The organism is Rhizobium mesosinicum (assembly GCF_019511345.1).
Taxonomy (GTDB): Bacteria; Pseudomonadota; Alphaproteobacteria; order Rhizobiales; family Rhizobiaceae; genus Rhizobium; species Rhizobium mesosinicum.
Genome location: NZ_JAEUAK010000013.1, coordinates 142,479 through 164,820 on the forward strand (window position 1 = coordinate 142,479; position 22,342 = coordinate 164,820).

A 22,342-nucleotide genomic window follows, 5' to 3' on the forward strand; every position below is an offset into this window, starting at 1 on the left:
TGCCGTAACGGCAAAGCCCCCGCACGACCGTCGGGCTGTCAGCCGCAAAATCCAGCACCTGATTTGGACGACCTGTCTTCAATAAGACAGAAGTACGTCATCGTAGCTGAAGAATGCTTTATTGGCTCCGATAAAGGCTATATCTTGCGCAGCTTTATCACCCGATCCATCGGCATCATAAGATACGATACCGTTGGCCGAATTATAGATTATCTGCGGGCCGACGCCCGTCGCAAGCGCTCCGAGCTTGCTGACTACCACAAATGCCGACTGGTCGAGAATGTGGTCGCCGTTCGCATCAAGGCCCGCAAATATTGATTGCGACAAGGCTATCTTGTCGTCTTCGCTGAAATCCCAGATCGAATCTTTGTTGGTAGCGCCCATCTCGGAGAAATAGAAAGTGTCTGCCCCACCACCGCCAGTGAGAGAGTCGATGCCGCCAGCGCCGGCAATGGTGTTGCTCTGCGCGTTACCGGTGATCAGATTGCCAAGCGCGTTGCCGATCCCATCGATTTCAGCGTTCCCGCTGAGCCGCAAGTTCTCGACGAACGATTCATTGCGAAGATCCACGCTGACGCTTGACCATATCGCATCTTTGCCGCCAGCTGCCAGTTCCCCTGTGACATGATCTCGCACGTCATTGAAGACATAGCTGTCGTCGCCGGCAGAACCGTAATAAAGATCGGCCCCCTTGGCCGCAGCAAAGCTGTCAGCTTTATCCGTACCGGTGTGCGGAGTAGGCAACGGTAACGACGCCGAAGGATCGTCAGCGTTCCATTGCGCGGTCGCCGAAAGCGAGGTCTGGAGATTGCGTGTATCGAAGCCCGATGCACTCGCATTCTGGAGCGTGGCGAGCGTCGACCAGGCCTGGCCGTCATTGGCCTGCACGACGGCAGATGTCCCGCTTTGTACGACGCGGATATGGCCATCGGCAATAAGGTCGCTTCCGCTGCCCCAGCCAAACCGCGCGGCGAGCACCGAAACATCGATAACGTCGCCATTGCCGCCAACCTGAAAGTCGGTGATGATATCGCCGCCTTCGCTCAATGCATGATAGGCGAAGCGATCATGTCCGGCGCCGCCGGTCAGAAGATCAGCCATGTCGCCACCCCACAGATAGTCGTCACCGTCAGCGCCGGATAGATTGTCGGCGCCGCGACCGCCGAGAAGTTTGTCCGCTGCCGCCGTGCCGACCAGCGTATCATCGCCAGGCACGACCTTTGTCAGAATCTGCGTATTGATGAATTTGACCATCGATTCGGGAATGTTGTATCCCTCCAGATAGCTCTCGAAGATGCTGTTCATGACGATATTCGCCTCGGGCGAATTCGATACCAGGAACGCGTAGTTCTTGATTTCACGCAATATCAGGTTGTCTACAAGTGAATTGCGTCCGTCTCCGTCGCCATATTCGTAGAATTGTATGCCGTAGGCGTCGCCAGCACTTCCACTATTTGTGAAGGCGTTTCCTATGCCGCGAAAATCTCCGAACATTCTGGAATTGAAGGAGAGATCGTCCGTATAAACGCCGTTTCGGCTTTCGGAATGGAAATCATACGCTGAATTCGCCGCGTCGTAGACGACCGAATTTTTGGTCAGAAAACCGATCTCCGCCCCATAGCTCGCCGCACTTGAGGCATTCAGAGCCGTTCCTATACCCTGGACTACAACACCCTGGCCGACATGTTCGGCAAAAAGGCCGTTGATCTCGGTGCTCAGCGATGAGCCTGTATGAATACCGCAGTAGAGATTTGTGGCCGTAATGTCAGTCAGAGTGGCGTTGACGTTGTTAACGACGTTGACGCCGAAGCCGCCGTCTTTCACCGTGACATTGTCTACGACGGTATCGACCAGATTGCGTATATGAAGGAGATCGGCAGTGGTTGCGTTATATTCGCCGGCTGCGCCATCGATGGTGCCGTTCTTGATCGTAAATTGACCCTCGGCATAGACCGTGGCGCGGACATTCGTCGCGTAGAGGTTCTGCTCGACCAGCGAGCCCTCCAGGGTGACGGTGTTGCCGTTGATGGCGATGACCTTGGCTGCCTGGCCAAGCTTGGTCGTCTGGCCCACGTCGCCCGGGTCGACATGATCTCCAGGCAAATTGTCGTCTGCGGTGACCTTTATCCAGCTGCCGACCGTTATGTTCTGCGGCAAGGACGCATAGGTGACCGTTGCATTGTTCGTTGCATCGGATCCGAGCGCGACGGTCTGCAGCGGCGACTCCGCGCCGAATACGCCGAGAACCCTTTCGGAGGCTGTGGCTTGGTGCAGCGTGCCGCCATTGAGATCTATGGTCACGTCACCTGATCCGACCGAAAGGTAAATCGTCTTGCTGAGGGTGATGTCGGCATCCTTGGCCAGAACAACCGTTCCACCCTCATTGGCAACAGTTGCTAGCGCCTTGCGCAATTCGGTTTCACCGGCTGTAGCATCGAGATAGATTGTCGTGGGCATTCGAAACTCCTGCTCAACAAAGCTGTAAGGCCAACCTGTGGGGAGCAGGGTTAAGATCTTCCTACAAGGATCGTTAAAGGTTTAACCAAGCGGCGTTTTTCTGAGTAATCTTCACAAAAAGCATCTAGGCCGGGAAACATACAACCTCAACGGGATTCTAATTTCCTTCTATCAAAATGTTAGAAAGAATCGAAATATAGCCGGATCGGCCATTTCCGTCCGTGCGGTTGACGGAAAGAACGGATAGCGGCGCTTTGAAAAAGACGTGATCGTTGCTGATGCCGACAGGTCCAAGCGAGACCGGCCACGTCGCGGGCTCGGGATAGACGCTGCTCAACCTGTTATTGCCGAGAAACCAGCGCATGTCTGCGACGATGACGGGCGCACTGAAATCTCCAGCAAGCAGCACAGGTTCATGCGTCTGCCGCAGAACTCGTGTGATGTTGAAGAGTTCGAAGCTGTGAAACGTATCGAACCATGTCTTCGAAAGCCGGGTCGCAAAAACGCGTACACGCCGGCCTTCGACCGGAACGGTGGCGGAGATCAATTCACTGCCGACCGGACTTAACTGCTGCACGCGGAGATTCGAAAGCGGTCGGCGCGCCAGAAGCATAACGGTACAGCGTGCATAGGTCGGATCGCCGCAACCGACGCGAAATGGATAGGATTGGCGCATTAGACCCCGCCTTCCGGCAAGAGAGCCGGTGGTGGTCACGACAAGGAGATCGGCATTCGCCTCGTCGATCGTTTGCTTGAGTGCAGCATCGTCCAGCGCATCATCGAGGATCTTGATCGAGAGCAGACGCAGGCCGGGTACCGCGCCCGGTGCCGGCGTTCCGGCAAATTCTCCGAGCATCAGCATGGGATGAGCGGCCACCACGACAGAAGCAATGCCGAGCAGCAGGCCATACCAGTGTCGCACGAAGAGACTGGAGAGCAAAACAATCGCCAAGCATAGCGCACCGATCTGCATCTGCAGCGCACCGACGATCGTCAGAGGCCACATATCGGAGACATACCGAAGGCAAATGGTGAGCAGCACGATGGAAACCACGGTGCATGCGACGCAAAAAAAGGTATGTCTCATTCACGGGTCCTGCGATGCGGAAAATGCTTCAGATGAAAGGAAATCCGGCTGGGCGATGGACGGCAACCCCGTCCTGTCAGAAATACACGGCTATCGAAATTGCCGTTGGCATCATGCGAAATCGGGTCAAAAATCCAAAGCTTTTTCTTGCACTGCACACAAAGCAGCTTCCACTGGCGTTTCGTCCATGCTTTATATGCCCCGCGTTCGGCACCGACGAGACTGAAAGTTCGCGCAACAAGGAGATGGTGTTTAATGGCACGCAGCTTGAACAAATTTCTCTGGCTGAGATCGCTTTTGGTAAAAGCTAAGTACCATTACTACACGAAGTTCTGGGGGATGAATATTCACCCGACCGCTACGTTCTCGTTGAGTGTTCGCCTTGATAAAACATATCCCAAGGGCATTCATGTAGGCGAGAAATCGTATGTCGCGTTCGATGTCGCCATCCTCACTCACGACAGAACGCGGGGCGTCTATCGCAACACCAAGATCGGCAAGCACTGCTTCATCGGGGCGAGAAGCATCATTCTGCCAGGCGTTGAGATTGGCGACGAATGCGTTATCGGTTCTGGCAGCGTGGTGACGAAGAATATCCCGTCGCGCTGCATCGCCGCTGGCAATCCGGCAACCGTCATTCGGGAAAATATCGAAGTCGGCCCTTACGGCCGCTTCCTGTTTGCCGACATACCGGAAGCTGAAAGAGCAGCCGATCAGAAAAAGAGCGGCACGGCCGTGCGGAAGACGTAGCGCTTAACGTCTTACTCGGCGCCCCCGTCGCCGATCAAACGGGTCGTAGGCAAGGCGATGAACGTATCGGTCATTGGGCGCAAGGGCTGCGCGATAACATTGAGCTGTTTGGCGAATTCCGGGTCGCGGCTCCTGAAATGAGGCGATAAGACGTCAATCCAGGCAATCATCCCTGGCTCGACATCCTGACGATATCCTGTTCGCTTTTCCAACAGGTCGGGATGAAGATACATGGTGGCAGCAAAGCCGGCGGCTGATTGCAGCTTCTTTTCCTGATCGGCATTGAGTGCAATATTATTGACATCGGCGAGCCGCACGAGGATCGCGATCGCGTCCATGGCAAAATTCTGATACTTCAGCGACCGTCCGCCGCGGGCAAGCTCGCGCGGCAGCCCGCCGTCAGCAGGGACTTCATCCAGCGCCGACTTTAAGATATCCATCGACCAGTTGAACCGCTTGCGGTCCTGCAGATGCACTGCTATCAGGCCAACAGCAGCGGCAGCCCAGTATCGATGATTGCTATTGCCGTCGAGCCAGGCATATTTTGGCTCACGGGGTACCGGTGTGAATTCTGCTACGATCATATCCGAAAGCTTCGCGAACCAAGCCTTGATGGGAGCATCGACAGAGCTTGCCGGTGGCGCGACTTTTTCAGCCACGGCATAGGCGTTCGAGAAAGAAATGATTGTCCACCCTCCGGCGAGAACCGCCTGACGATGTCCGAGGGGATCATTGTCCTCGACACCACCAAGCAAAGCATTCGCATCCGCCCAGATGCGTGCCTGCCGTATGATGCAGTTTCCGGCATTCCTGCTCTGCCCAGGCGCATCGAGTGCCGTCTCCATCATTTCCAGCATTTTCTTCGTCACGGCACCTGTCGGCCACAAACGCTTTGCGAAAGCCTTCATCGCTGCCGGATCGACCTCTGACTGCGTATGACTTGGCTTATAAAAGCTAAACAGCTTGCTCATATCGACCAGTGGAGCAATCGGAACTGAGCAGACGAAAGGTCGGGCTGTTTTGGCAGAACCTGCGTCCTGAACATTCCTGGCTACCGGTTCGAAAATGTATCGGAGCGGCTGCTCGGCAGCCGCCGACGTCGCGGATATGAGAAGGCTGAAAACGAGCCCCGAAACCGTGCGATTGAAAGGTTTCGCCTTCCGCGAAGTCATAGACATATGTTTCTCCAACTCCGGTGATCGCCACTGCCAGTTGTGGCAATGTCCATAAACGGGTGTTTGCAGCGAAGTTAACCTGTATGGGTTATTTTCTACTTTTCAACCCAGACCTCAATGTCTATGTTGCACCGCAAGATGGGGGTCGCCAGCCGTGCCGCTCGCTGAGGGCTCGCAGCTCCACCGACATGTTCCCGAACAACAGAGTAGTCATGCCGAAAATTACGCTTTTCTCGACAAGCAATCTCAGGCAAGGCCGCTCCGAGCACCTCCAAAGGATGGTTGACTCGATTGCGCGTGCCAGGGTCGAAGATCCATCGATCGATGTCCATCTCTATCTTCTTCTGCAAAATGTACCCGACGATGCCGCCGATCCCGAATTTCCGGATTGGATCAGTGCAAGACGAATCAATCATCAGATTTCGCTCTCGGCGGCCCGCAATCTTCTTATGCGGGAAGTCGTGAAGGCGGGCGTTGTCACTGCCGACAGCATATATGCCTTCCCCGACGACGATTGCTGGTATCCCGAAAAACTTCTCACGCTTGTCGCTAATCTCTTTCTCGATAAGCCGGAGATCGATTTCTGGTTCTGCCGTTATAGCTCGACCCCCGAGGTAAAGAGCGCCTTGGCAACCGAAAGGCCAGCATTGCAGAAAGTGATATCGCGGGCATCATCGAACACGTTCTTCTTCCGCGGACGACTGCTGCCCGAACTGCAGACATTCGACGAGGCACTGGGGGTGGGCGCGCGTCTGAACGGCGGCGAAGACACGGATTACGCGATCCGGGCTTTCTATCTTGCCCGTGGCACTCTTTTCACCGACTCCCCCCTCGTCGGACACCGTGACCATGATTCGAGTCTCAAACCGAAATATTTCCCTGGCACGCTTTATGCCATTGGCGCTCACAAGACACGAAGCCTCCCGGGCATCATCGCGTTTGCACGCAAACTTCTTGTCGGAGCATCGTTGGTCGCGAGCGGCAAGCTGACGCTATCAAGCTATATCGCCGCGGTGCGCAATGCATAATCGCAGGGAGAGATCTTTGACGTCCCCGTTCCATGGTAAAACGAGGCGCCAATGAATCGCAGTTCGGTTATCTGGTCGGCTGTTCGCAACTGGGGGCCGCGCTTCGGCACGATCGTCACGTTTTTCGTCCTGGCGCGTATTCTCGATAAAACCGAAATAGGAATGTTTGCGGCCGCCTATGCGCTTGTGTCGCTGACCGAGTTATTTGCCGATAACGGTTTCGGTGACGCTATTGTCCGGACGCAGAACGTAACACGCGGGATTGCCACCAGCATTCTGATCCTGAACTTCGCTCTTGCCCTTGTCATATATGCCTTACTGACGGTTTTCTCGACCGAAATCGGCAATCTGCTTGGCGTCAGCGGCATTGAGCCGGTGTTGCAACTCGTTGGACTGTCTCTGGTCCTCAACAGTTTCGGCTATGTCCCGCAGGCTTTGCTGCGCAAAGAATTCCAGTTCAAGCGCCTCGCCTTTCGCTCTCTGGCCTCGACCGTCATCGGTGCGCTGACCGGCCTGGCAATGGCATTCCTGGGTTTCGGCGTCTACAGCATGGTCGGCCAGCTCCTGGCCACAACTATAATAAACGTCGTCTTCCTGTGGTATCCTGCGGTCCTGCGGCCGGCATCCCCCCAGTTCGCCGGAATCGGTCACATTCTCCATTTTGCCTTCGGCGTCTTCGGGTCACGCGTCCTGAATTATGCGTCCCTGCGAATGATCGAGATCGTGATTCCGATCTTCTTCGGACCGGCAGCGCTTGCCCTCTACATCATGGGCTCACGCGTGCCAGCCGTGGTAGCGCAGATGCTGACGGCCGTGATGGTGGACGTCAATCTTCCTCATTTATCGCGTCTCGTCGATAATCCTGCGCAAATGAAGGAAGCATTCTATTCAAGCCTGCGCTCGCTTTCGATGATTTCCGCTCCCGCTTTCATCTCCATCGCGGCACTTTCTCCGGAAATTGCGCGAATTTGCTTTGGAAGTAACGGGTTCGGTTCAGAACTCATCATGTTTCCGGCTGCTATTCTGGGCGCTGCCCAGTCGATCGGTTATAGCAATGAGGTCATGTTGAACGCGTGGGGCCTGCCACGCATCGTTTTGCGCATGCAGGTCTGCGCGGCCGTGCTTATTGCGATCATCCTGACGGTGCTTCAGCACAGCTCCGTGTTTACGCTTGTGGCAGTATACGTCTGCTGCCACATCCTCGTCATATCGATAGGTATTCTCTACGGATCGCGAAAAACGCACGTCTCACTGAAGACGATGTTCGCCAAATGCGGAGCGTTTTTCCTGGCATCCTTCGCCGGCCTGGCCGCGGTGTATTTGGTAAGAGCCTATGCGATGCCCGCCTCGCCTGCGTTACTGCGGGCGATTATCCTAGCACCCCTCTTTGTGATCGTTTATGTCGCAGGTATCGGGGTACTTGATCGAGACGCGCTGCGTAGTTGGCTGAACAAAGCAAGAAAGATTAGAGCCTGGAAACAAGCGTAATTTCCGAGGAGAGCGCGTCATGTTTAGAGAAATTGCCCAAGATTACCGAAGCCACAAAAGAGCCTTGATTGCGCAGGGTTTCTGGGCGCTTGCTTTCCACAGATATGGAAGCACCGTCCGTTCGATCCGATTTGCACCGATACGCATCCCGCTGAAGATCGTGCATTTCTTCCTGATTAAGTTTTCCGAAGTGTTTTTCGGAATCTACATCGGTGCGAATGCCAAGATTGGTTCCGGATGCGTCATAGAGCATTTCGGCTCAATTATCATTCATTCTGAAGCGCGGATTGGTGACGGGGTTCGCCTTCGCCAGGGCGTGACGATCGGCAATAAATCGGCCGACAAACCAAACGAAGTGCCGATCCTGGGCAACAGGGTGGACGTAGGTGCCGGCGCAAAAATTCTCGGACCGGTCGTCATTGGAGAAGGTGCTGTCATCGGCGCGAACGCGGTTGTCGTCAGAGACGTTCCGGCTGGAGCGATTGCAGTCGGCGTACCTGCTGTGATTAAGTATCGAAAGACGGCGGATACTGCCAAGGTTTCAACCGCGATCGAACATCAGGATTGATATTCCAACATAAGCTGGCGAGCGCGCAAGTAAAAGAGGCGCCGGCATTGCAAAGGGCGGTGTCAGAAGTCGGATCAGCATCACTCGACACACGTGCCGGCGATGGCCTTTGCAATTGTCGGCACCATAATTCTAGCCGCCATCGAACCCGTCGGATGGACGCCATCCGGAATGGCCGCAGAGAGCTCTTCAGCTGACAATTTTGCCCACCCGGCGCTGTGATCGACGATCTCAACATTCCATTCTGCCGCGACACGCCGATGGGCCGCGATATAACGATAGAGGAAGGGCCTGATCGCGCCCCGCAAGCCCGACATCGGATTCATCACCATCATGAAGATGCGTGCATCGGGCAATTTCATCCTCAGCCTTTCAACGACGGCTGAAAAATTGCGCTTGCTGACGTCTACGCTCATCCAGCGGTTCAAGGCGGCATCATTGGCGTAAAACTCGACAAGCACGATCTCCGGACGCTCTGCAATCACGCTGTCGACGGCAGACAACGCCCATTCTGTCGTTGAACCGCTCTTTGCAACGACAGCGATATCAACAGGGCGATGGAGGCATTCCTCAAGCGTATTCTCAAGGCTCATCTGCCACCCGCCTCGCGCCGTGAGTGATGTCCCAAACGTCACAATCTTCAAATTTGAAGCCATCACGTCGACACCAGACAAGAGAAGGAAACAGACGAGGCTGGCAGCGAATTTCATCAGCCGTTGGAGCCGGCAGCAACAGTGATGGGGGTAGCGCGCCGCTTCTTCAACTGCATGATCTTCTCTTCGAAGAAGATGAATGAGGCGATCGACACAATCATTGTAAGAATGAAAGCGGTAATGATCTGCATGCCTTGGAAGATCGTTCCTTCTCGCATCCCTGTTGCCACGGCGACAATTCGCCCCGACGGCCCCAGCAGCAGGCCATGGAACAGATAGAAGCCATAGCTGACGACTCCCACGCCTCGGATCAGCGGAAGCTCAAGAAATCGCGTAGCAGCCGAGTTCTGACAAACTGTCACCAGCATTATCAGCAACCCGGCCAGCAACGGCGCAATGATCAAGGCAGCGTTCGGATGTCCTCCAAAAATGAAATAGAGGTGCTGCAGAATCAGAACCACGCCGAGCGCAAGGATAATTAACCCGGAAAATCGAAGTTCGACCGCCCCGAGCCGTTTGGCGGCGAGGCCAAAAATCCCACCGACGGCGATGGCATAGAAGCCCGATAGGGAATTGACGCGAAACATAAGTTCGTCATCGAATACCAAAAAGGCCGAAACTGTAAGCATCAAAAGCAGCAATATCGGAAGGGCCGATCGCCAGAACCGCGACGGCAGCCAAATGAACAATAGCGGGAAAAGCACGTAAAACTGCTGCTCAACGGCAAGAGTCCAGAGGTGCGATAGCGGCCCAAGCCAATCATGCCTCACGAAGCCGATATAAATATTCGTGGTGTAGGTCAGGAGCCAGCTGATGCTTTCGTAAAACTTGCCGACGTTGTCTCCCGAGACCACAGTAATTGTCGACAAAAAGATCAGCGCGAGCGTCAGATAATAGACCGGAAATATCCGCAAAGCCCGATTGCGCATGAAAAGGCCGATCTCCGTCAGACCGTCAGAGTTCCCTGCCTCTATGCGCAGCCGCGCTTTGAACAGGATCGGCACGATGAGAAAGCCACTCAGGGCGAAGAATACCCAGACGGCAAGAGTGCCTGTCTCCGAGGTTTTGGTCAGCCCCGCGTGATCGGTCAGAACCAAAAGAACGCATATGGCCCGCAGGCCGTCCAGACCCCTGATGGCTTTGCCAACACCGAATACCTTCTGATAGATTTCGTGCATACTGCTTCCTTGGCGAACAGCTTATGCCAGACCGAAGAGATCACCTGACGCTCGCCGTTGATATCAATAGCGACAGACGTCCGAGAGCCTCAGCGGCAGCTTTAACGTTTATGGAGCCTCTGGGAGGATGGCGGTCAGGCGCTTCTCCAGCTTTTCCTGTCGAATGAGGTTTAAGACTATCAGCGAAAAACAGTCATGCCAAGGCATTGGCCCCGATCGGGAAAGAGAGAACCGCTGGCGTTTATTGAAGCTTTTTCTAGCATGATAAGAAAAGGCGCGAGCGACGAGATTGTGACAATTACGAGAAATATGCGGCCGAGCTATCTGCGGCTCACGTTTTCGTGAACACAGGACAGTTTAGGTTGTCAACTTACCGTCGTAACCTTCATGTTGCAGCGCGGCATCACACAAAATTAAATGGCGACCCGCCCCCAACTTCTGCTGCCGAACCTAAAGAGGACGGCGGAAAACCTTGGTAGAGAAAAAGCGTCTGGACGCGTTGGGCCTGGGGTCCTAAGAAGCAGGGATAAAATCATCTTGCCTCTCCTTAGACACCGACAGACTTCACCGCTGCCACTATATGCCACGCGGAGGCATGAACCGATGGGCATGGATGAGAGCAGTACCAATATTGCTTGAATCATCGATGAAAATCGAGCGAACGAAAGGCTTTCGATGACGCTGCTAGCACCTGTATCGCCACCACCGGCCGATAATCCCGCCTATGGTTACATAAGAGGTCTTGACGGCTTGCGGCTTGCCGCAGTGCTGATCGTAGTTGTGGCGCATTTCCGCTTGTCTGCAGCAATACCCGGTGGCTTTGGCGTCACGGTGTTCTTTGCGATCAGCGGGTTTCTCATTTCCAGGCTGTTGTTGTCCGAAGAACGGCATTACGGGGAAATATCCCTGCCGCGCTTCTTCGCAAGACGGTTCTTACGTCTGATGCCTCCGCTCGTGCTGGTGATCGTGTTGACGCTGCCGGTCTATTTGATCTTTGATCGCGAACACGTTCTGATGAGCCAGATCCTGCTGGCACTCTTTTATCTGGGCAACGTTTCGATCGTAGCCAATGTCTTCACACCTTTGCCCGAAGGTATTCATGGCTACGGTCCACTGTGGTCGCTCGCCGTCGAAGAGCATTTTTATGTGTTCTTCCCGTTCGTGCTGTTGGCTTTGCGTGGCTGGTCTTCCCGTGTCGCTGTCCTCATTGGGGTGCTGGTTTTCAGTTTGGCGCTGCGCATCCTGGCCGCTTATACGGTTCCGGATCCGGAAAGCTTCAATTACTACTTTACCTTCACGCGCCTGGATTCGATCGCCTGGGGTTGCCTGCTCACATTCGCGCTCGCGAATGAATCGGCCAAAATCTATCTGGTGAAGCTTCGCGGTTGGAAGACTTTCGTGCTCGCCATCTTTCTCCTGCTTGCCGGCATCGCATTCCGTAATCAGTTTTTCCAGGATACTTTCCGCTACACCGTCCACGGTCTCGGCATGTTCCTGCTGATCAACGCCTTCGTTTTTGGAAGGGCTACGGAAAACCTCGTTCGCTTGGCAGAGTGGCGGCCCGTTCAGATGGGAGGGCGCATCAGCTATGAAATGTATCTTTGGCACCTCCATGTTTGGTTTATCGTCGGGCTGTTTTTTGCTGGAAATTACTGGCTTCAGTTCTCGACGAGCTTGGTTCTGACAATCGTCGTCGCCTACGGCTTTTACAGTCTGACGACGTCAGTGACCAAGCGCTGGTCCAAGAAAGTCGGCAGCAAGAGCGTCGAAGACGAACGCCAGAAAGTTTACCAGACGGTATCGACTGCCGATGAAACCAAGCTTCCTGAATCGAGCAAACGCGTACCCGGTTAGACAGCAAAACTGCGAAAGAAACTCATACATTGAAAGACCGGAGCGCAGGATATGATGCTCCGGCTTTCGTTTGTCCTTGGTGGCTGCAACATTGCAATGGCGATGCGCCAAGCGGTTGAGCCCTCCGAGCGAACTTTCGTTCGTACAAGAGTATTACCCGAAGCGCATTCGAGGCTTTGCCGAACCGTTGAGAGAGCTTTACGCTCGCCTATAGCGGAGGCCAGGCTCATGGTTTTTGTTCTTTGAGACAACTACTCCCGGGCAAGTCGCAGAATACAAGCCCGGGAACCGACCTGAAGACCGGGAATTGAATTCAGCGCCGTAAGGTGGTGAACACCGCGTATTCATTCGGGCGCACAAAGGAGGCTCTAACTCCTTGAATCTACGGATCGGACTTCCGAAAATCGATTTCGGCTCTCGCACCAATGCCGGCAGATCGCGTCCCCGCCCTTCTTCTCATTCCATGGCAGCTGCGATTGGCCGCAGCGAGCCGATGCGACTGATTACATATTTGACGACGATTGGCCCCGCGACGCCTGCGATCGTCGCGCTCACGAGAAGCAGCAGCGTCTGGTCGCTGACCGAAAAGAACCGACCGAAGACGGCCTTCACGAAACCGACGAATATCGTGTTCAGCAGATAGATTGCGAAAGCGTTCTGGCCGATAAATTCCAGGAACCGGCTCTGGTTGCAAAGCCGGGAGCGGATCAGCCCATGGAACACGACGAGAGACGTCATGCCGACGAGGAAGTAGCGCCATTCGGAATTGAACGAGACGTAGAGAAGGATGAGGAAGGCGGCGGCCGCCGGAATGAAATACCGCTCGACAAATGGCTCCCAGGCATCTCTGTGCAGGCAGGCAATGCAGCCTGCCATGAAGAAGGCATAAAACATGAAGATGCGATTGATGTAGATGTAGTCCAATATCGCATCGTTGTAGAACATAAGCACATGCAGGCCGAACATGATGATCGAGGCCGCAAACAAGATATTCAGGCTTACGTTCATGCGCGAGAAGAGAAACGTCGTACCGATCGAAAGGTAAAAAAGGACGATCAGGTACCATACGAACATCGACGGGCTCTGCTCGGTATGGATGAAGACGTGCTGAACCGAGAGCAATAGGTCGTTGACGGGCTTATCGACCGATACAAACTGCCCCGCAAAGAACTTTGCGAAAATGACGATCGCCGCCATGATGAAAAACGGAATAAGTAGCCGCTTTGCGCGTTTCGCCGCATAGGTCGCCATCGAACCCTTCAATTTATGGGCACCGACATAGACGAAGACATAGCCGCTGAGGAACATAAAGAGCGGCATGTGGAAAGCATAGATTGCCTGTCGCAGATCAATGGCCCACGCCGGGAAAGCGGCGTCGTAGGTATGCCCCCAGACGACAAGGATGATAGCCAATCCCTTGAGGCGCTCGATATCAGCCAACCATTTCCGCTGAGGCCTGACCGCGGGCTGCTGGGCTGCATTCATCTGCGACACATTCGCCGTGTCTTCTTGCTGGGGCATATGATCTCTGTTTGCACTTGACGATGAAAGACGGGCAGACAGCGGGATATCATGTCGCTGTCGACCTTTAAAGCATAATCTACCGCAGCGCACACAAAGCCAGGCGAGAACAGCTGCCGTGTGGTGCGGCCTTTTCCACACGAACGCTCTTCCACGCGCCATACGCAGTGTCGCGGGATGGCAGCTAGAGGGAATCCATCCCCGCTCATGCTTATGAACGGTCGAGGATCCTTCGGTCATCAAAACTTCACGCAGCCTTCAAGAAACTGTCTCGTGGGCGCGCTAATCGTCGCAAACGGTTTGCAATTTCTTTTGCAGAGGAGAAAATTATGACAAACAAATTGCAGAACACAACTGCGGTCAGCCTTGTCGCTCTGATGTCCATGGTCGGTTCGGCACATGCCGATACGACCGTGAAGTTCTGGCACAGCTTCAGCAAAACCTCCGGCGACGCGCTCAACAAGATCATCGCTAACTTCGAAGCCGCCAATCCCGGCATCCATATCGAAGGGGAATTCGTCGGTGACTACAACGATATCGTCGCCAAGCTGCAGGCGGCCATTCCCGCCAGACGTGCGCCTGATGCCGTCATTATGGAAGTCACCCGCTACGGGCTCTTCGCCGACCGCGGCGCGCTGATCGATCTCACGCCCTATTTCAACGCCGATCCGCTGAAGGACGACCTTTACGACTACGCGCGCGAAGTCGGCGTCTATAACGGCAAGAACTATATCGTTCCGTTCAACTCCTCCACGCCGGTCCTCTACTATAACAAGGACATCCTGACGCGTGCCGGATTCGCGACGGAACCGTCACTGAAGACTTTCGCAGATATTCTTGCCGTTTCGAAGACAATCACCGAAAGGCTCGGCGCGGAAGGCATCACCGGCATTGCGGCCCCCGGCCAGTTCGCCCGCTGGGGCCTCGTCATGTCCAATGACAGCGAGCTCATCGATTCCAAGACCAGCGATATCCTGCTCGACTCGCCGAACACGATCGAAGCCTATCAATGGATGGCATCGCTCGTGCACGCCCAGAAGGTCGCCTCTCCGGATGGCGTTACCGATGAAGACGTCGGCCGCGACGCTTTCTTCGCCGGCAAGGTCGGCATCTCGCTCAACTCGACGGGTGATTATGGTGGCGCCAGGAAGGCGCTCGGTGAAAAGCTCGAAGTCCGTCCGATGCCCTGCAACAAGGTCTGCTCCGTTCCGATCGGCGGCGCCGGTATCGGCATCCTCTCGACCTCACCGAAGGAGGTCCAGGATGCCGCATACAAGTTCATCAGTTACGCTGCTTCGCCGGAAGCCAATTCCCTCTGGTTTGCCGCAACCGGCTACCTGCCGATCAACAAGAAGAGCGCCGCCCAGCCGGTTGCCGCCGAAGCGCTCGCCAAGAAACAGGGCATCGATGTTGCCATCAAGCAGCTCGATTTCGCTCGTGGCCGTGCCCGTCCGCCCGTCGTCACCTGGATGCGCTCGACAGAATACAAGATGTGGGAAGCCATGGCACTCGGCCAGCGCGATGTCACGGAAACGATGAAGGATTTCGCCGTCCAGACCCGCGACGAAGCCAAGCGTTCCAGCAACTGAGCCTCTCCCTCGAGCCAAGACGGCGTGTCTTGAACGGCCCGTCGTCTCAACTGTACCGGTCTGATGCTGCGCAAACTCACACCCTATCTTCTCGTCGCACCGCTGATGATCTTCATCGCGGTCTTCACCTATATTCCCGTCATTGCCAGTGTGAACCTCAGCTTCCGGCACTGGGACTTCCTGTCGCCGACAATGCCTTTCGTCGGCTTTGAGAATTACCGCCTGCTTTTGAACTCCCGCGACTTCTGGAATTCGTTGCAAGTCACCGCCATCTTCGCGCTGATTTCAGTACCGATCAGACTGGCACTGGCACTCGCTGTCGCGAGCTATCTCGTCCGCGAGACATTACCCTCGCGGCTTCTGCGCGGTGCGCTCTTTCTTCCTTCCGTAACCTCGACCGTCTCGATCGCCGTCGTCTTCTCCTGGGTCTTTGCCACCGACTACGGCATGGTCAATGCTGCACTGACCTCACTCGGTATCGGCAAGGTCCAATGGCTGCAGGACCCGCAGCTTGCCCTTTGGGTGCTGATAACAGTCAACACCTGGAAGCAACTCGGCTATGACATCGTCATCTATATTGCCGGCCTGCAGGCTGTACCGCAGGAACTTTATGATGCCGCCGCCGTCGATGGCGGCCGGCGCTTCCATGTGTTCCGCCGGGTCACCGTCCCGCTTGTCATGCCGACCACCTATTTCCTGCTGGTGATTTCCGTAATCGAGGCTTTCCAGGTCTTCACCATCGTCAACATCATGACCCATGGCGGCCCTGCGGGTGCGACCGACATGCTCGTCAATCTGCTCTATCGCGTAGGCTTCACTCTCTTCGACATCGGCCGAGGCTCGGCGCTCGCCGTTCTGCTTTTCATCTTCCTGATCGCGCTGGCACTGATCAAATCCTTCGTCATCGGCCGGAGAGTCCATTATGAAGCTTGAAAACCCTGTCGTGACCGGTCTTGCGCTCGTCGGCGGGCTGATCTTCCTGTCGCCCGTGCTCTATTCGATCTGGATGTCCTTCGAGACGGCGCAATCCTATTACACAGGCAAGTACGAGTTCACGCTCGACAACTATGTTCGTGCCATCGGCGAATACAATTTTGCTCGCTATCTTCTGAACAGCATCATCGTTTCCGGCCTAGTGACGCTGCTTGGCATCACGGTCGCCACCATGGCCGCCTTTGCCTTCGCCCGCTTCCAGTTCCGCGGCGGCAACCTGCTCTTCGGCGCGACGGTTGCCACATTGATGATCCCCAGCCACATCAGCCTGATCCCCAACTATCTGACGCTTGCCAAAGCCGGCCTGCTCGACACCTATACAGGCCTCATCCTGCCAGCGATCTCGAACGGTTTTGCTGCCTTCTTCCTGCGCCAGTACATCAAGGGCATTCCCAAGGCACTGGATGAAGCCGCCTATATGGATGGCGCGACACCCTTGCAGGTGCTGTGGCGGGTGATCGTGCCGATCGCTAAGCCTGCCATCTTCTCGATGGGCCTCTACATCTTCATCACCGAATGGAACAACTACATCTGGCCGCTGGTGGCCGTGGGCAAGGAAGACCTCTACACGCTGCAGATCGGCCTTGCTCGCCTTTATCGTATCAATCCTGGCGAAGGTCTGGTCGACTGGCCCCTCGTCATGGCCGCCTGCACCCTCAGCATGCTGCCCGTGTTGCTCGGCTTCCTGCTGGTCGAGCGCCATCTCGTGCGTGGCATCACGCTCGGCGCGGTCAAGTAATCATGAACAAGGACAAGCATAGAATGACACGCATCGCTTCGCATCGCGGCGGCACTCTGGAATTTGGCGACAGCACGCCGCAAGGCTTTGCTGCGACGGCAAAAATGCCGCTGGAGGAGGTGGAATTCGACGTCCATCCGACAGCCGACGGCGCGATCATGGTCCATCACGACGCAACGCTTGACGGTACGACGGATCGCAGCGGCGCGATCGCCGCCATGAGCGAAGCAGAGGTCCGAGCCGCTATCATCAACTATGGGGCCGGCGGACATCCGATCTCGCTGGAAGAACTCTGTGCGATCTATTCCGACAGCACGGTAAATTTCCGCTGCGAGATCAAGCCTGGCGTCGATGGCCGCCCCTACGAGAACTTCGTGCCACGCGTCGTCGAAACGCTCGCGCGCCACGGCATGCTTGAAAGGACGGTCTTCTCTTCCTTTCTGGTGGAATCGCAGGATGCGCTGTCGGCGGCCACCAGCCAGCCGAAGCTCTGGCTCGTCAGCCCGCCAGTGTTGCGTCAGCTTGGGACCAGAGCTGTGATCGAAGTCGCGAAAGCGCATGACATCCCCGAAATCGGCGTCCATGTGGATACCGCCGATTCCGCTCTCATGGCAGAAATTACGGCAGCCGGTCTCGATTTCGGTTGCTGGGCCGCCCATTCGGCCCGGCAGATCGAAAAGGTGCTGGCGCTCGGCGTCAAGGTCTTCACAACGGACCGGCCGAGCCTTGCGATTGCCATTCGCACCGGCTTCGGAGCGGAGGCCCCACTATGAGCGGCATCACCCTTCGCAACATCAAAAAGTCCTACCCCGGTGGGCCGCAAGTCCTGCACGGCGTCTCCATGGATATCAACTCGGGCGAATTCATCGTCATCGTCGGCCCATCGGGTTGCGGTAAATCTACCCTGTTACGCCTCATCGCAGGGCTTGAGCGATGCGATGAGGGCGATATGGAAATCTGGGGGCGGCGCGCGAATGATCTTGCCCCGCAGGATCGCGATATCGCCATGATCTTCCAGAACTACGCGCTCTATCCGCACATGACGGTGCGCGAGAATATTGCCTTCGGCCTCGAGCTGCGCGGCATGCCGAAGGCCGAGCGCAATGCACGGGCTGAAGGTGTGGCAAAGACGTTGCAGCTCGAAGCCTATCTCGATCGCAAGCCGGGCGCGCTTTCAGGCGGTCAGCGTCAGCGTGTGGCCATGGGCAGGGCCTTGGCACGCAACAGTTCCATCTTCCTGATGGATGAGCCGCTGTCGAACCTCGACAATGCGCTGCGCCTCGCCATGCGCACCGAAATCAAGGAGCTGCATCGCCAGCTCGGCGCCACCGTCGTCTATGTCACGCATGACCAGACCGAGGCGCTTTCACTGGCCGACAGGATTGCGGTCATGAAGGACGGCAATCTCCTGCAGTTCGACACGCCGGAGGCGATCTATGACCAGCCGCAGAACCGCTTTATCGCGGGCTTCCTCGGCGTTCCCGCAATGAATTTCCTGCCTGTCGAACACCTTCCCGGTTGGCAGGGCCGGCAGGGTCTGACGGCGGGACTGAGACCCGAATCCATGGCAATCAGTGTCGAAGAACCACACGAACCTGCCCTGCCCGTCCGGCTTATGCTGTCGGAGATGACCGGCTCTGATATCATTCTGCATTGCGACAGTCCGGCTGGCCGCATTACGCTAACCAGCCCGCGCAAGGATGTTCCGCGCGATGCCGATAACTTCTGGGTCATGTGCGACCTTGACCGGGCGGTGTTTTTCGATAACCAGAGCGGGAGCCGCGTCGATCTTTCATCCTTAGATCGCAGAATTTAGACGCCCTGGCGGGAAAAGCGACTCCGCGAGAAGTGACAATGGAAAGACAGACCGAAATCCCGCAGCTTCTTGGCGATCTTATCAGTCGCAACTCGACGAAGCTCACAGAGGCCGACACGCGCCTTCTCGACGTGATGATGCAGGACCCGATCCGCGCGGCGATGGAAAACGGCAAAGCCGTTTCCTTCCGCGCCGGCGTGCACCCGGCTTCGGCCGTGCGGCTGGCTCGCCGGCTCGGCTTCAAAGGCTATCCCGAGTTCCGAACTTTCCTGCAGGCGAACCTCATCGAAGGCGGCGGGGATTTCGAAAGCCCGGCCGCCCGCATGGCCGCTCGTCTCGTTCGCGCGGAGGACGGCGGCGTGCTTTCCTCCGTGCTCGGCAGCGAGATTGCAGCCCTCCAGCAGGTACGCAACGCAGTTTCGGACGCCGATGTCAGAGGCTTTTCGGAAGTGCTGCTCGATTGCCGGCGGGTCTTTGTCTTCGGGCGTGGCCATTCCGCCGCCCTCGCCTCCCTCGTCGCGCTGAGGCTCAATCGCTCGGGTTATCCGGCAGTCGATCTCGCCAGCCAGATGCATCTGATCGCCGAAGTGCTGGCGACATTGGGGCCTGGCGACGTTGTCTGGCTGTTCGCCTTCCGCAAGGCCTCGCCGCTCATCCATCAGATCAGGAAGATTGCCGCAGAAAGAGGCGCTAAGGTCCTGGCGCTGACCGATCTGCTCAGCGCCCGCATCGATCCGGCACCCGACCGTCAGATCTCCGTTTCTCGCGGTGAAGCCGGCGAATCCCAATCGCTCGTCGTTCCCATGACCATCGCCAACACTGTCATTCTCGACCTCGCCGCCATCGATGGCGGCCGTTCGCTGCGCGCGCTCAGTGGTTTCAAGGCGTTCCGTGCGGACTGCGGTCTATCGCCGGTGATCCTGTAGGGCCAGAAATCCGCCATCGTGAGAAATATGAGAATTTCCCGGGAGACATTTCGATCTCCCGGATAAATCAATTCGAACCTCAAGCCGCCCGGGCGGCCTTGGCGGGGATCTCGACGTCGATTTCCAGGATCGAGACGTTCTCGCCGCGATCGATCCTAATCTGCAGGCGATCGCCTTCGATTTCGACATGCTTAGCGATCACCGCAAGGATTTCCTCTCTAAGAAGAGACACGAGATCTGAACCGGGAGAGATACGCTCGTGCGCCAGAAGCAGTTGGAGACGTTCGCGCGCAACCGGCGCGGTTTTCTTTTTCTGAAAGAAATCGAATACGCTCATGCTGCCCTCCGTCCGAAGATCTTGCCGAACAGGCCGCGCTTCTCGCCTGGTACCGTCACCGGGAGAACTTCACCGTTGAGGCGGCGGACTGCTTCGAAATAGGCTTTTGCCGGGGCGCTGTTTTGATCTGCAAGCGTCACCGGGGCGCCGAGGTTGGAAGCACGCAGCACATCCATGCTTTCCGGGATGATGCCGAGCAGCGGGATCGACAGGATCTCGAGCACGTCATCCACCTTCAGCATGTCGCCGCGTTCGGCGCGGGTGACATCGTAGCGGGTCAGAAGCAGGTGCTTTTCAATGCGCTCGCCCCTCTCCGCCTTTTCCGTCTTGGCATCCAGAAGACCGATGATGCGGTCGGAATCACGCACCGAGGAGACTTCCGGATTGGTGACGACGACGGCGATATCGGCATGGCGCATCGCCAGCGTCGCACCGCGCTCGATACCGGCGGGGCTATCGCAGATGACCCAGTCGAAATGCTTCTTCAGCTCGTTGATGACGCGCTCGACGCCCTCTTCGGTGAGGCAGTCCTTGTCGCGGGTCTGGGATGCCGGCAACAGGAATAGTGTCTCCAGTCGCTTGTCACGGATCAGGGCCTGAGTGAGTTTCGCATCCCCCTGGATGACATTGATCATGTCGTAGACGACCCGACGTTCGGCGCCCATGACGAGATCGAGGTTGCGAAGACCGACGTCGAAGTCGACGACGACAACCTTCTCATTCCTTTGCGCAAGCGCTGCCCCCAACGCTGCAGTCGAGGTTGTCTTGCCAACGCCACCTTTACCCGAGGTTACAACAATGACTTTTCCCATATCCCTCTCCTGTTTCAACCATTCACCCAGTTAAGTCAGTCGCGATGCCATGATCGCGTCGTTCTCCAGCCATAGCTGTGCAGCCTGACCGCGCAGATCTGCGGGCAGATCGTCTGCCGTCTTGTAGATCCCGTCGATTGCCAGAAGCTCGGCCTCAAGCTTGCGGCAGAAGATTCGCGCCGCCGAATTGCCGACCGATCCGGCGAGCGCGCGTCCACGCAGCGCGCCATAGACATGGATCGATCCGCCGGCGATCACTTCTGCCCCCGATGCGATGGACCCTATGACCGTCACGTCGCCTTCGGGAAAGATAATGGACTGGCCGGAGCGAACCGGTTCACGCAACACCAGAGACGGCGGGGCAGCGCGGACAACCGGGGCAACAACCTCCTGCACCTTTGCAGCCTCCGCCTTACGCGGAGCCTGCCCTTCGATCTGGGCCTCTGCGGCCGGCACGTCGACATCCGCCGCCGGACGGCCGCCGACCATGCCAGGGGGCATACTGGCATCGAGCTGCGACGGTCGCGCGCCTTCGATACCCATGACCCGCACTCCTCGCTCTCCCAGCGCCTGCACCATCGCCTTTAGCGCGGCACGATCCAGCGAAAGCTCGGTCACGTCGAGAACTACTGGCCTGCCGAGAAAAAACCCGGCGGAGCGCGCAGCAAGGTCGTCGAGGCGAACCAGCCAGTCCTCGAACGGCAGATCGGGCGTCAGCACGACCGCGAGAAACGATCTGCCTTTGATGCGAATAGAGCGTGCGTCGGTTAACACGTTAGTAAACTTGGTTAATTTCGATTTAAAAGGATTAGCCGCTTCATGGTTAACAAACCGTTAACATTCGGTCCGGCTTTAACGCAAAATGCGTCTTTCTGTTCATAGACACCATATGTCGCAGCACCCGACGGGAGCCTGCAAGCGCCGCCGCTTGAAGTCCGATGTGAGAGACTCGCTGCGTCCCTTCAACAGCCCATAGATTGGCAGTGCGAATCGAGCGACTGCCGGATCGAGGCCGGCCGCAACTGCCTCGACATTGATATCGCCAAGCCCCAAGTGACAGCCTTGATGCGGGCGACGCCATCTCGCAGCTGTGGGGACCGCGGCATCCGCCCAGTCTCATTGCGGCACAACAGACGCCATATTCGATCCCGGCCGGACCGGGATTGCTGTGAACCTGCCGGGGAATGGCGCGTTTTGGCGCGACGCAGGCCGTGGCGATCACACCTTCCCGGCTGCCGTCCCAAATCGGCCAAGCACATAAGATTGCTAATAAAAACCCCGGTTGAAAATTAAAACTCCTGATTTTGCATAAACTTAACGCAACTGCGAAGTTTGCTGCGATGCGAAATTTCTCTGGACTCGGTTAAACAA

Annotated in this window: 21 protein-coding genes; 12 read left to right on the forward strand and 9 right to left on the reverse strand. The window is 56.5% G+C overall.

From position 1 onward, the window contains the following. Positions 1-78 precede the first annotated feature (78 nt). Together JNB85_RS26510 and JNB85_RS26515 are read right to left on the reverse strand one after the other, a co-directional pair. A complete protein-coding gene (locus JNB85_RS26510) occupies positions 79-2,457 on the reverse strand; it encodes a calcium-binding protein (RefSeq protein ID WP_220337399.1) in 2,379 nt (792 codons plus the stop codon). Between the two features lie 157 nt (positions 2,458-2,614). Next, on the reverse strand, positions 2,615-3,544 hold the full coding sequence (locus tag JNB85_RS26515; RefSeq protein ID WP_220337400.1) for an endonuclease/exonuclease/phosphatase family protein: 930 nt from the start codon (positions 3,542-3,544) through the stop codon (positions 2,615-2,617). A gap of 32 nt (positions 3,545-3,576) precedes the next feature. Here JNB85_RS26515 and JNB85_RS26520 point away from each other — a divergent pair, with 32 nt between their 5' ends. Together JNB85_RS26520 and JNB85_RS26525 are read left to right on the forward strand one after the other, a co-directional pair. Continuing rightward, entirely contained in the window at positions 3,577-3,855 is a 279-nt protein-coding gene (locus tag JNB85_RS26520; protein WP_220337401.1) for a hypothetical protein, read from the forward strand. Next, complete coding sequence (locus tag JNB85_RS26525; RefSeq protein WP_220337402.1) at positions 3,800-4,294, forward strand: acyltransferase; 495 nt, start codon at positions 3,800-3,802, stop codon at positions 4,292-4,294. Before JNB85_RS26520 ends, JNB85_RS26525 begins: the two co-directional genes overlap by 56 nt. A gap of 11 nt (positions 4,295-4,305) precedes the next feature. Here the strand turns inward: JNB85_RS26525 and JNB85_RS26530 are convergent, their stop codons facing one another. Next, complete coding sequence (locus JNB85_RS26530) at positions 4,306-5,163, reverse strand: alginate lyase family protein (RefSeq protein WP_220337403.1); 858 nt, start codon at positions 5,161-5,163, stop codon at positions 4,306-4,308. Between the two features lie 389 nt (positions 5,164-5,552). On the opposite strand from JNB85_RS26530, the gene JNB85_RS26535 reads away from it, so the two are divergent. The 3 genes from JNB85_RS26535 to JNB85_RS26545 are packed head-to-tail and all read left to right on the forward strand — an operon-like array spanning position 5,553 to position 8,553. Continuing rightward, entirely contained in the window at positions 5,553-6,497 is a 945-nt protein-coding gene (locus JNB85_RS26535; RefSeq protein WP_220337404.1) for a glycosyltransferase family 2 protein, read from the forward strand. Positions 6,498-6,548: 51 nt separating this feature from the next. After that, on the forward strand, positions 6,549-7,985 hold the full coding sequence (locus JNB85_RS26540; RefSeq protein WP_220337405.1) for an oligosaccharide flippase family protein: 1,437 nt from the start codon (positions 6,549-6,551) through the stop codon (positions 7,983-7,985). 19 nt (positions 7,986-8,004) lie between these two features. Then, a complete protein-coding gene (locus JNB85_RS26545; protein WP_220337406.1) occupies positions 8,005-8,553 on the forward strand; it encodes a serine O-acetyltransferase in 549 nt (182 codons plus the stop codon). Positions 8,554-8,633: 80 nt separating this feature from the next. Here the strand turns inward: JNB85_RS26545 and JNB85_RS26550 are convergent, their stop codons facing one another. Next, on the reverse strand, positions 8,634-9,263 hold the full coding sequence (locus JNB85_RS26550; protein ID WP_220337407.1) for an SGNH/GDSL hydrolase family protein: 630 nt from the start codon (positions 9,261-9,263) through the stop codon (positions 8,634-8,636). Then, entirely contained in the window at positions 9,263-10,384 is a 1,122-nt protein-coding gene (locus JNB85_RS26555) for an acyltransferase family protein (RefSeq protein ID WP_220337408.1), read from the reverse strand. Before JNB85_RS26555 ends, JNB85_RS26550 begins: the two co-directional genes overlap by 1 nt. A gap of 675 nt (positions 10,385-11,059) precedes the next feature. Here JNB85_RS26555 and JNB85_RS26560 point away from each other — a divergent pair. After that, a complete protein-coding gene (locus JNB85_RS26560; protein ID WP_220337409.1) occupies positions 11,060-12,238 on the forward strand; it encodes an acyltransferase family protein in 1,179 nt (392 codons plus the stop codon). 456 nt (positions 12,239-12,694) lie between these two features. Here the strand turns inward: JNB85_RS26560 and JNB85_RS26565 are convergent, their stop codons facing one another. Then, positions 12,695-13,759 (reverse strand): acyltransferase family protein, encoded by a 1,065-nt coding sequence (locus JNB85_RS26565; protein ID WP_220337410.1) that lies wholly within the window; start codon positions 13,757-13,759, stop codon positions 12,695-12,697. Between the two features lie 329 nt (positions 13,760-14,088). Here JNB85_RS26565 and JNB85_RS26570 point away from each other — a divergent pair, with 329 nt between their 5' ends. The 6 genes from JNB85_RS26570 to JNB85_RS26595 all read left to right on the forward strand — a co-directional run bounded on the left by JNB85_RS26570 (position 14,089) and on the right by JNB85_RS26595 (position 19,822). Beyond that, positions 14,089-15,348: an ABC transporter substrate-binding protein gene (locus JNB85_RS26570; RefSeq protein ID WP_220337411.1), complete on the forward strand. Its 1,260-nt coding sequence runs from the start codon at positions 14,089-14,091 to the stop codon at positions 15,346-15,348. A gap of 63 nt (positions 15,349-15,411) precedes the next feature. Beyond that, complete coding sequence (locus JNB85_RS26575) at positions 15,412-16,281, forward strand: carbohydrate ABC transporter permease (protein ID WP_220337412.1); 870 nt, start codon at positions 15,412-15,414, stop codon at positions 16,279-16,281. Beyond that, complete coding sequence (locus JNB85_RS26580) at positions 16,271-17,080, forward strand: carbohydrate ABC transporter permease (protein WP_220337413.1); 810 nt, start codon at positions 16,271-16,273, stop codon at positions 17,078-17,080. Before JNB85_RS26575 ends, JNB85_RS26580 begins: the two co-directional genes overlap by 11 nt. Before the next feature lie 23 nt (positions 17,081-17,103). Continuing rightward, complete coding sequence (locus JNB85_RS26585) at positions 17,104-17,853, forward strand: glycerophosphodiester phosphodiesterase family protein (RefSeq protein ID WP_220337414.1); 750 nt, start codon at positions 17,104-17,106, stop codon at positions 17,851-17,853. Then, positions 17,850-18,896, forward strand: a complete 1,047-nt coding sequence (locus JNB85_RS26590; RefSeq protein WP_220337415.1) for an ABC transporter ATP-binding protein — start codon at positions 17,850-17,852, stop codon at positions 18,894-18,896. The genes JNB85_RS26585 and JNB85_RS26590 overlap by 4 nt, the downstream gene beginning before the upstream one ends. A gap of 38 nt (positions 18,897-18,934) precedes the next feature. Beyond that, positions 18,935-19,822 (forward strand): MurR/RpiR family transcriptional regulator, encoded by an 888-nt coding sequence (locus JNB85_RS26595; RefSeq protein ID WP_220337416.1) that lies wholly within the window; start codon positions 18,935-18,937, stop codon positions 19,820-19,822. A gap of 79 nt (positions 19,823-19,901) precedes the next feature. On the opposite strand, the gene minE is transcribed toward JNB85_RS26595, so the two are convergent. The 3 genes from minE to minC are packed head-to-tail and all read right to left on the reverse strand — an operon-like array spanning position 19,902 to position 21,745. Next, a complete protein-coding gene (gene minE, locus JNB85_RS26600) occupies positions 19,902-20,159 on the reverse strand; it encodes a cell division topological specificity factor MinE (RefSeq protein ID WP_220337417.1) in 258 nt (85 codons plus the stop codon). Beyond that, positions 20,156-20,971 carry a septum site-determining protein MinD gene (minD, locus tag JNB85_RS26605; protein ID WP_220337418.1) on the reverse strand — a complete coding sequence of 272 codons (816 nt, stop codon included), beginning with the start codon at positions 20,969-20,971 and terminating at the stop codon, positions 20,156-20,158. The genes minE and minD overlap by 4 nt, the downstream gene beginning before the upstream one ends. A gap of 30 nt (positions 20,972-21,001) precedes the next feature. After that, a complete protein-coding gene (gene minC / locus JNB85_RS26610; RefSeq protein WP_220337419.1) occupies positions 21,002-21,745 on the reverse strand; it encodes a septum site-determining protein MinC in 744 nt (247 codons plus the stop codon). Positions 21,746-22,342 lie beyond the last annotated feature (597 nt).